8 protein-coding genes are annotated in these 9,697 nt (G+C 60.5%); 2 read left to right on the top strand and 6 right to left on the bottom strand.

The features are described from left to right. Positions 1 to 100: 100 nt before the first annotated feature. From JFT80_RS19075 to JFT80_RS19055, 5 genes are all read right to left on the bottom strand, one after another. Complete coding sequence (locus JFT80_RS19075) at positions 101 to 976, bottom strand: alpha/beta hydrolase (RefSeq protein ID WP_201148922.1); 876 nt, start codon at positions 974 to 976, stop codon at positions 101 to 103. Between the two features lie 212 nt (positions 977 to 1,188). Further along, positions 1,189 to 3,102 carry an arginine decarboxylase gene (gene speA / locus JFT80_RS19070; RefSeq protein ID WP_201148921.1) on the bottom strand — a complete coding sequence of 638 codons (1,914 nt, stop codon included), beginning with the start codon at positions 3,100 to 3,102 and terminating at the stop codon, positions 1,189 to 1,191. 217 nt (positions 3,103 to 3,319) lie between these two features. Next, positions 3,320 to 3,691, bottom strand: coding sequence for a translation initiation factor Sui1 (locus tag JFT80_RS19065; protein WP_007914613.1), 372 nt, complete (start codon positions 3,689 to 3,691; stop codon positions 3,320 to 3,322). Positions 3,692 to 3,976: 285 nt separating this feature from the next. Continuing rightward, positions 3,977 to 4,534: an NUDIX hydrolase gene (locus JFT80_RS19060; RefSeq protein ID WP_201148920.1), complete on the bottom strand. Its 558-nt coding sequence runs from the start codon at positions 4,532 to 4,534 to the stop codon at positions 3,977 to 3,979. Positions 4,535 to 4,537: 3 nt separating this feature from the next. After that, a complete protein-coding gene (locus tag JFT80_RS19055; protein WP_201148919.1) occupies positions 4,538 to 5,605 on the bottom strand; it encodes a DUF2333 family protein in 1,068 nt (355 codons plus the stop codon). 363 nt (positions 5,606 to 5,968) lie between these two features. On the opposite strand from JFT80_RS19055, the gene gcbA reads away from it, so the two are divergent. Beyond that, positions 5,969 to 7,642 (top strand): diguanylate cyclase GcbA, encoded by a 1,674-nt coding sequence (gene gcbA / locus JFT80_RS19050; RefSeq protein ID WP_201148918.1) that lies wholly within the window; start codon positions 5,969 to 5,971, stop codon positions 7,640 to 7,642. 88 nt (positions 7,643 to 7,730) lie between these two features. Here gcbA and JFT80_RS25655 read toward each other — a convergent pair whose 3' ends face one another. Then, on the bottom strand, positions 7,731 to 8,009 hold the full coding sequence (locus JFT80_RS25655; RefSeq protein WP_374091380.1) for a hypothetical protein: 279 nt from the start codon (positions 8,007 to 8,009) through the stop codon (positions 7,731 to 7,733). Between JFT80_RS25655 and JFT80_RS19045 the strand changes: the two genes are divergently transcribed. Next, positions 7,921 to 9,639 carry a methyl-accepting chemotaxis protein gene (locus JFT80_RS19045; protein WP_374091378.1) on the top strand — a complete coding sequence of 573 codons (1,719 nt, stop codon included), beginning with the start codon at positions 7,921 to 7,923 and terminating at the stop codon, positions 9,637 to 9,639. The two genes, JFT80_RS25655 and JFT80_RS19045, sit on opposite strands and share 89 nt — an antisense overlap. Positions 9,640 to 9,697: the final 58 nt, after the last annotated feature.

Genomic DNA, 9,697 nt, shown 5'->3' with positions numbered 1-9,697 from the left:
TATGGCTGACCTTCCTGCTGTTCATGTTGCTGCGCAGCCTGACACTTGGGGCGTTTGCCTGGTATCTGCAACGCAACGACGGCTGGTTTGCCGGCAAAGCTCACTGAGCCGGCGTGGCCTTGATGAAGCCTGCGACTTCATCCAGCACCGGTGCCAGGCCCCGCATTGGCCGGGACAACGCTGCCACCAGGGTGGCATGACCGGTGCGGGAGAAATACAGGTCGCGCACCGGCACCCCGGCTTCGCGCAACTTGCGCGCCAGGCCACCGGTGTTGCGGCGAGGGTCGACCAGTTCATCATCGCTGGACGCCATCAGCAACGCCGGTGGCGCGCCTCGACTGACATGGTTGATCGGTTGTGACAGGGCCGGCGAATTCGGCCAGAAGAACACCGGGCGCACGTCAGGGTTCACGATGGGCAGGAAGTCATAGGGACCGGCCAGGCCGATCCAGCCGCTGATATCATGGGGCGACATGCCAGCAGCCCCCAGTAATTGCGGGTCCAGCGCCAGCATCGCGACGTTGTACGCGCCGGAGCTATGCCCCATCAGGTACAGCCGCTGCGGATTGCCGGAAAACTGCTGGATGTGCGAGCGGGTCCAGGCTACGGCCTTGGCGCCATCCTCGAGAAATGCCGGGTAGCGCACCTGCGGATACAGGCGATAGTCCGCCAGTACGGCCACGATTCCCCGGGATGCCAGGGCCTCACCGACAAAACTGTAATCGCTGCGCGATCCGCTGTTCCAGCTGCCGCCATAGAAAAACACCACCACCGGAGCGTTCTCCACGGGGTGGCGCGGGACGTACACATCGAGTTTTTGCCGCGGGTCGCTGCCATAGGCGATGCCCTCGGTCTTGTCGAAGCCGTCGTCAGGGGTCAGTGCATTAAGCGCCTTGAGCGGAGAACAGGCCGCGAGCGCAGCCAGCACGAGCGCGCCAATGGCCCGTTTGCAAAATAGCCGAATCCAGATCGCCATCGACGCTACACCTCAGGGTTTGTTGTGCTGCCACAGGTAGCGCAGCCACAACCACTCATCGAGCCCTGACGCTCGCTGAAACCCAGCGCCGGGCCTTCCTGAAGATGGGACCACAGGCGCTCGTAATCGGTCCCCGTGGTTTCACTCCACTGCCAGGCTTGCCCGCGCCAGGCCAACCGGCCCCACGCGAATCAAGCCTAGGCGCCAACCCGTCAGGAAGACAGGTAAGAGGAACGGGTCAGGCCCAGACGCAAGGCATCAAGGAACTGCGTGCGCTCGCTGGCACTGATGCGGGCACTGGCGCACTTGTCGCGGTAGTGAGTCATCAGTTCTTCCGGCGACAAGTGCACGTAACGCAGCATGTCTTCGATGGTGTCGTGGGTCTCGATGCCGGCGTGGTACACGCTGCCATCGGCGTTCTGGTAGATGTTCACCGAGTCGGTGTCACCGAACAGGTTGTGCATGTCGCCGAGGATCTCCTGATAGGCGCCGACCAGGAACACACCCAGCAGGTAATCTTCGCCTTCATTCAAACCGTGCACCGGCAGGCTGGTTTCGATGCTCTGCTCGTCGACGTACTGATTGATCTTGCCGTCGGAGTCGCAGGTCAGATCCTGCAGTACCGCGCGACGCAGCGGCTCTTCGTCGAGACGGTGCAGCGGGATGATCGGCAGCACCTGATCGATTGCCCAAGTGTCCGGCAGGCTCTGGAATACCGAGAAGTTGCAGATGTACTTGTCGGCCAGCTTGTCGTTGAGCTCGTCGAGCACTTGACGGTGCGAACGCTGACGCGCTTTCAGGGAGTTGTGCAGGCGACGGCACACGGCAAAGTAGCACTGCTCGGCCAACGCTTTTTCAGCCAGGGTCAGTTTGCCGTCGGCGTACTGCGCGGCCACATCGCTCATGTAGTGAGTGGCGCGCCAGTAGGTTTCGGTGACCATTTCGATGTCGGTCGGGCCGAGCAGATCAACCAGCCACTGCACGGTTTCCGGCAGCGATTCCTTGTTTTCGATCTGCGGGATTTCGTCGTTGTGCTTCTCGACGTCGGTCACCTGCACCACCAGCATGGCGTGGTGTGCAGTCAGCGAGCGGCCGCTTTCCGAGAAGATGTGCGGATGCGGCAGGGCCTGCGCGTCGCAGAATTCCTTGAGCATGCCGACCACGACACCGGCGTAATCGTCCATGTCGTAGTTGATCGAACTGGCGTTGCGCGAGTGCGTGCCGTCGTAGTCGACACCGAGACCACCACCGACGTCGATGTGATCGACCGGCAGGCCCAGATTGCGCAGCTCGCCGTAGTAACGGATCGCTTCCTTGAAGCCGTGCTGATAGTCAGCCAGGTTGGCGATCTGCGAGCCCATGTGAAAGTGCAGCAGGCGAATGCCCTGATCCAGACCGGCCGCGCGGAAGCGCTCGACCACCGACAGCAGTTGCGCCGCCGACAGACCGAATTTGGATTTCTCGCCACCGGTGTCCGCCCACTTCGACGACGCCAGCGACGACAGACGCACGCGCAGGCCGACCTGTGGCTTGACCTTCAGCGAGGCGGCTTCTTCGATTACCAGACCGACTTCGGATTCTTTCTCGATCACGATGAACACGTTGTGACCAAGCTTCTGCCCCATCAAGGCCAGGCGGATAAATTCGCGGTCCTTGTAGCCATTGCAAACAATGGTGCCGCCCTTGGGTGCCAGGGCCAGCACGGCCAGCAGCTCGGGCTTGGAACCCGCTTCGAGGCCGATGGAAACATTCTGGGTGGCGATGATGTTTTCGATCACCGCTTCCTGCTGGTTGACCTTGATCGGGTACAGCGCGGTGTACTTGCTCTGGTATTCCAGGCGTTCGATGTTCGAATCGAATGCACCGGTCAGCTGACGCACGCGGTCTTGCAGGATGTCGGGAAAACGAACCAGCAATGGCAGGGACAAGCCGCTCTTGCGCAGCTGGTCAACTTGCTCGAACAGGTCGATAGGCGAACTGGCGGGGCCGTTCGGACGAACCTCGACGCGACCGGCGTCATTGATCGCGAAATACCCGGCCCCCCAATGGCGGATCCCGTAAACACTGCGGCTGTCCGCAACTGTCCATTGGCTGCCATCGTCTTTGCGTGTGCGTCGTACGGACATTGAAGTCCCCTATAAAGAAGTCATAGAGCGTCGCCTGGGTTCAGGCCGGCGCAGTCTAAAGAATGAAAATGACGGTTCGTCAACGAGGGGTAGACCTCGCCGACCGCAGTGAGTTTAGAAACCGGTCAGAACAGGCTCTGTGAAAACCATGGGGACGACGCCGGATCTGAAGTATTTCAGCGCCGGATCAAGCCGCAGATGGATTTCACAGAGGCTGCTAGCCGCCGGACTTCTTCGCTTTGAAACCGTGCTTGATCAGCTCAGCCAAGAGTAGCTCGACATGATCGCCCTGGATTTCGATGATCCCGTCCTTCAACGCGCCGCCGGTGCCGCAACGTTTCTTCAACGTTGTCGCCAACTCTTTGAGCGCATCTTCAGCCAGGGGCACGCCGGTGATGGTGGTCACCGTCTTGCCGCCACGCCCCTTGCTTTCGCGACGCACGCGGGCAATGCCGTCCCCTGCCGGGATCACGGTTTGTTTGCAGATACAGGCGTCCACCGGCTTACTGCATTCCGGGCAATGACGACCTGCGTCGGTGGAAAATACCAGGCCACCAAGGGCGGCGAAGGATGCGGCTTTTTTGGCCACCGGCAATCCTCTTGGGAGGACAAAGACTGATCGCGAGCGCATGGCTATCGACCGCGAAGCCCCACTCAGGCAGGGGCAGCGCTACTGAAACGAAAAAGCCGGTGTAGGAGCTGACGAGTGCAACGAGGCTGCGATTTTTTGATCGTGTGTTCGATTTCACAGAATCAAGATCAGGAGATCGCAGCCTGCGGCAGCTCCTACGCCGTACTGATGTCGATTCAGCTTTAAAAGGTCGCGCAGTGTAACGGCAAAAAACCCAATTGCTAAGTGCCAATCGGCGCCAATTTATGTGTTCTTTGCGACGTCGCTTTGCTGCGCCTTGAGATAGCGCTTCAAGGCTGCCAGAGAGTCCGGGCAATAAGGCTTTTGCTCGATTTCGCGCATCACCTGTTCGACCGGAATAAAGCGTGCTTCCAGCACCTCTTCCGGTTGCAGGATCAGCGGCCCGTCCCAAATGGCGGAAAACGCCGAGCACCAGAGCCGATTGCCGGTGTCTTCGAAAAAGAAATGGTCGTGCGCGGTCAATTCCACGCCACTCACGCCTAGCTCTTCTGCCAGTTCACGGGCCGCCGACTCGGCGTAGGTTTCGTCGGCCTGCACCATGCCGCCAGCGGCGACGTCCCAGTAGCCGGGGTAGATCGCCTTGCTCAGGGTGCGGCGGTGCACGCACAGCTCACCCGCCGAATTGAACAACATGATGTAGGTGCCACGCCCGATCAGCCCGCGTTCGCGCAGATCGGCACGCACCAGAGCGCCGAGCAGGTTGTCCTGCTCGTCGACCCAGGCAATCTGTTCGGCATCGGAGGCGGCGCGATGGGCCGCCTCTTTCACGCTATCGGACATGACTCATCCCTGATTGAGCAGTTGACGCAGATCGATCACGGCGGCGTTGGCACGGGAAATATAGTTGGCCATGACCAGCGAGTGGTTGGCCAATACGCCGAAGCCGCTACCGTTAAGAATCATAGGACTCCACACCGGTTCCTGCGAGGCTTCCAGTTCACGAATGATCTGACGCACGCTGACCGTAGCGTTCTTCTTCGCCAACACATCGGCGAAGTCGACTTCAATGGCGCGCAGCAGGTGCGACAGCGCCCAGGCCTGACCGCGTGCTTCGTAGAACACGTTGTCGATCTGCATCCACGGGGTTTCGACGATTTCTTCATCGACCTGCGGTACTTCGCCCACGGCCGGAGTTTCGGTTTTCAGCGCTGTGTTGAGTTTGACCCGGCCAACACTGGCCGACAGTCGTTGCGACAGCGAACCCAGGCGGGTCCCGACATCACCCAGCCAGTTGTTGAGGTTGTCGGCGCGTGCGTAGAACAACGCGTTTTTCTGCGATGGATCAGACAAGCGTGCCTGATAACGGCTCAGCGAGTTGATGCCTTCCTGATACTCAGACTCGCTGGACGGCAGGATCCAGCTCTTGTTGTCGAAGTTGAAACGCGGTTCGGCCTTGGCCAGATCGGAGTCTTCCGCCGACTGCGATTGCGAACGGGCGAAATCTTTGCGCAAGGCGCGGGTCAGGTCACGAACCTGCACCAGCACGCCGTACTCCCAGCTTGGCGTGTTGTCCATCCACAGGCCTGGCGGGAAACGATCGTTGGAAATATAACCACCCGCCTTATCGAGCAAGGTGCCAGCGACAGTTTTCAGGGTTTCGACCGTGGTATAGCCGACAACCATCTGCTTGCCTTCTTTCTCGGCTGCCGCCTGGGCATTTTGCGCCACCGGAAACAGCGCGGGCTCCTGGCTCCAGTACCAACCGAGGCCAATGGTCACCAGCAGGTAAATGCCGATCAACGTGGCCAGCGCGCGGCTGAACAACAGCCCGCCAACATAGCTGCGGGTGGCCGACTTGGGTTCAGCGGCACGTTCAGGCGCGCTGCCCGCGCGGTTTTTCCAGTCCAGCATGGCGATATCCTTTCAGTAACTTGGGTTCAACGGTTCGACCACAACCCTACGCCATCGTGCCTCGTTTGCCGCGCATTAATACGCGCATGCCGCAAGCCACAACCGCACGGTCGATACCGCCACTATAAATGAACACCACGCCTTGTGTTGGTGCGGCGTAGGATGTGTCGAGTGCAACCAGCTCCTGGGCATCCCGTACGCATTCCGTACGCATTCCGTACGCAGCAAAGCGACTCGCCAGTCATAAACTGAATGAGCTCGCTATGCACATTATTGACATGCGACACTGATCCACCCTCGGAAGAGATGCTAGCATAGAGCCACCAGTCGATCTCAGCATGCACCCTAACTAGTAGTCAGGATATGACCGAGCCAGAAGACCCCAGCCGTGAGCGCCTCAAGCAGCACTTTGCCCAGCGGGTAATTCATCAGGCACGTCAGATTCTTGAGATATGGCAGCGCCTGCAACGCAGTGAATGGTCCACCGTCGACCTCGCCGAATTGAGCGAGGCCAACTTGCGCCTGCTGCGCTTTGCCGAGCGTTTCGAACAGCCGGAACATACCCAGCTGGCGCATCACATCAGTCAGTCGCTGGAAGCGGTGGACGCCAATCGCGGACGCCTGAGCAGCGGCCTGATCACCGACCTCAATCGTTTGATGCAGCGTTTGTCCCGCACGGGCCTGCGCCATGGCGATCAGCTCGACCAGACGTTCCTGCCGCCGCTGCGCAAACCAATCTATGTGATGCTGCAGGATCACGACCGTGCCGAGCGGCTGGCCAAGCAGCTGGAATTTTTCGGGCTGAGCGCCCAGTCCCTGGACAGCGTGGCAGCGTTTCGCTCATCGATGGTCGAGCGTTTGCCCGCCGCCATCGTCATGGACGTGGATTTCAGCGGTGCCGGCATCGGCCTGAAACTCGCCGCCGAAGCCCAGGTCGGTCTGGAAGAGCCGCTGCCGCTGCTGTTCTTCAGCCTGCACGAAACCGACACCCCGACCCGCCTCGCCGCCGTGCGCGCCGGTGGCCAGGAATTCCTCACCGGCACCCTCGAAGCATCGAGCCTGCTGGAGAAGATCGAAGTCCTCACCTGCGTCGCCCAGTACGAACCTTATAAAGTGTTGATCATCGACGACTCGCGTGCGCAGGCTCTGCACACCGAGCGCCTGCTCAACAGCGCCGGCATCGTCACCCGCACTCTGATCGAACCGATTCAGGCGATGGCCGAACTGGCGGACTTCCAGCCGGATCTGATCATTCTCGACATGTACATGCCGGCGTGCACCGGCACCGAACTGGCCAAGGTAATTCGCCACAACGACCGATATGTCAGTGTGCCGATCATTTACCTGTCGGCCGAAGATGATCTGGACAAGCAGCTCGACGCGATGAGCGAAGGCGGCGACGACTTCCTGACCAAGCCGATCAAGCCGCGCCACCTGATCACCACCGTGCGCAACCGCGCCGCCCGTGCGCGCAATCTCAAGGCACGCATGGTGCGTGACAGCCTCACCGGTTTGTACAACCACACGCACATCCTGCAATTGCTCGAAGATTGCTCGTTCCGCGCCCGCCGCGAAAACAAGCCGCTGAGCTTTGCCATGCTCGACATCGACCACTTCAAACGGGTCAACGACAGTCACGGTCACCCGATGGGCGACCGAGTGATCAAAAGCCTGGCGCTGTTTCTCAAACAGCGCCTGCGCAAGACCGACTTCATCGGCCGTTATGGCGGCGAAGAGTTCGCCATCGTCATGCCCGACACCGATATAGAAGCCGCGCACAAAGTGCTCGATGAGATCCGTCAACGCTTCGCCGAAATTCATTATCCGGCGCAGCCGCAGGACTTGTGGTGCACCTTCAGCGCTGGCGTGGTGGAAATGCACGACGACTGCGACAGCTTGATGATGGCCAGTCAGGCCGACGAAGCGCTTTATCGCGCGAAGGGCGCCGGGCGCAATCGTGTGCAGACCGCGCGCGAATCAAAGCAAAAGGCCACTATTTCATCTGAATCCATCGAACCGGTCATAACCCTGTCATAGAAACGCAATAACTTCGGGCGCTTACCATTCTGCCGTTGGTAGTCCCGCAATGCGCCTCAAGCTGCTGACCAATCTCAACACCGTCCTTTTAATCGCCGTGTGCGCTGCGCTTGGCGCGACCCTGTGGTGGTCGCAAAAAGCCCTCGAACGCCCCTATCTGCTGATGGAGCGTTACCTGAGCCTGTCCCAGCAGTTTCAACGGCAGGTGGCGGGCAACGTACAGGATTACCTCGTCAGCGGTGATGCCCTGCGCCTGAGCAGTGCGGGCCAGGCGATCGATGAGCTCAAACACGAGCTCGATGAACTGCCGCCCTCCTTGGCCGACGCCGTGCGCCCCAGCCTTGCGGAGCTTGGAAGGGTTCAGCAAAACCGAACTGCTCGCCGCCGGCAAGCTTGCAGGCGACCCCCAGGCATTGCTGCTGCAGGCAGAACGGGAGTTGGGCGCAAACCTTGACCAGCTCAGTCAATATGCCAATGGCAACGCGAGCTACCTCACACCACTGCTCGCCGCCTCGCAGCATTTGGGCAAACTGTCGCTGGCCCGAGACAAAATGGTCAGCAGCGGTCGCAGCGAACTCGCCGCGGACGTCGAGCGCGAAGTGACCAATATCCGCGCGCAGGCCCAGGTGATTGATGCCCTGCCCCTGCTCGGCGTGGTCACCAGCAGTGAATCCAGCAGCGATGACTTCGCCGCAATGATGGGCATCGAGAGCAAACAAACAAGCGTCGCGGAAGATGCCGGGGTCGGCCTCAAACGCGAACTCAACAGCCTGCTCGGCCGCTATCCCGCAGAGCTGGCGCGCACCCGTGAGCAGATTCAAAAACGCACCGAATTGAGCACCGCCACCCATCGGAAAATCACTGCCGTTCAGCAAGCCATCGCCGGACTCGAGCCTGTAGTGCGCGCTCAACACGGACAAATTCAAGGCGAAGTGCGCTTGATGCAAAGCGTGATGATCGGCCTGATTCTGTTGATCGCGCTGCTCATCGACACCTTGCAGCGCCGCCTGGCCCGTACCTTGACCAACCTCGCTCCGGCGCTGTCGACCTGGGCTGAAGGCGATTTCAGCCGCGACATTCACTTGGGCAAAACCAACCGCGAGTTGCGCGACATCGAAGCCTCGCTCAATCGCTTGCGCGCCTATCTGGTGGATCTGGTCGGGACGATTCGTGGCAATGCCGAGCAAGTGGCGGGCAGCAGCCGCACCCTCGCGCAATTGAGCAATGACCTGCACAGCGGCGCAGAGCATCAGGCGGGCGATACGGCGCTGATTCGCGATTCCCTTGGTGAACTGGAGGCGACCATTCAGCAGGTGGCCGGTGATGCGCGTCAGGCCGCAGACGCCAGCCGTCACGCAGGATTGGCAGTCGAGCATGGCCAGAGCGTGATCGGCCAGAGCCTGACCGGGTTGCATGCGCTGGTCGGCGAGGTCCAGGGCAATGCGCAGATGATCGAGCATCTGGCCGAAGAGTCGGCCACCATCGGCGGCGTGTTGACCGTGATTCGCTCGATTGCCGATCAGACCAATCTACTGGCACTCAACGCCGCGATTGAAGCGGCGCGTGCCGGGGAAATGGGTCGAGGGTTTGCGGTGGTTGCAGAAGAAGTACGCTCGCTGGCACAACGCACGGCCGGCGCCACGGCGGAGATTCAAACGTTGATTGCCGGCTTGCAAAGCGCCGCCCGGCAATCGGTTGAAGGCATGCGCGCACAGGTCGAACACGCCGAAGCCACGGCCAATCAGGCCCAGGCGGCCGACGGCGCACTGGATAAAATCGTCGATGCAATCCAGACCATTTCCGACACTGCAGTGCGCATTGCCGATGTGACTGCGCAGCAAAGTGGTGCGGTCAGCGAGATTCGCGATCACAGTGAGCGGATTCACCAGCTGGGCGGGGATAATTTGGTGCGAATTGGTGAAGGCCGTGAGCAAGGGGAACACTTGCTGGTGCTGGGCGGACGGTTGCACACGGCGGTACAGGCGTTTCGCGTCTGATCGAACGCTTTCGCGAGCAAGCCCGCTCCCACACTGGATCCATGCGCGACGCAGGCCC

This window comes from Pseudomonas sp. TH10, from assembly GCF_016651255.1.
In the GTDB taxonomy this organism is placed as follows: Bacteria; Pseudomonadota; Gammaproteobacteria; order Pseudomonadales; family Pseudomonadaceae; genus Aquipseudomonas.
The sequence above is the reverse complement of the archived record's forward strand: the minus strand, read 5'-3'. Positions and strand labels throughout refer to the sequence as shown.

Coding starts and splice junctions, on each gene's coding strand:
- JFT80_RS19075 (WP_201148922.1), bottom strand. CDS start 976: ATGGCGATCTGGATTCGGCTATTTTGCAAACGGGCCATTGGCGCGCTC.
- speA (WP_201148921.1), bottom strand. CDS start 3,102: ATGTCCGTACGACGCACACGCAAAGACGATGGCAGCCAATGGACAGTT.
- JFT80_RS19060 (WP_201148920.1), bottom strand. CDS start 4,534: ATGTCCGATAGCGTGAAAGAGGCGGCCCATCGCGCCGCCTCCGATGCC.
- JFT80_RS19055 (WP_201148919.1), bottom strand. CDS start 5,605: ATGCTGGACTGGAAAAACCGCGCGGGCAGCGCGCCTGAACGTGCCGCT.
- gcbA (WP_201148918.1), top strand. CDS start 5,969: ATGACCGAGCCAGAAGACCCCAGCCGTGAGCGCCTCAAGCAGCACTTT.
- JFT80_RS19045 (WP_374091378.1), top strand. CDS start 7,921: ATGAGCTCAAACACGAGCTCGATGAACTGCCGCCCTCCTTGGCCGACG.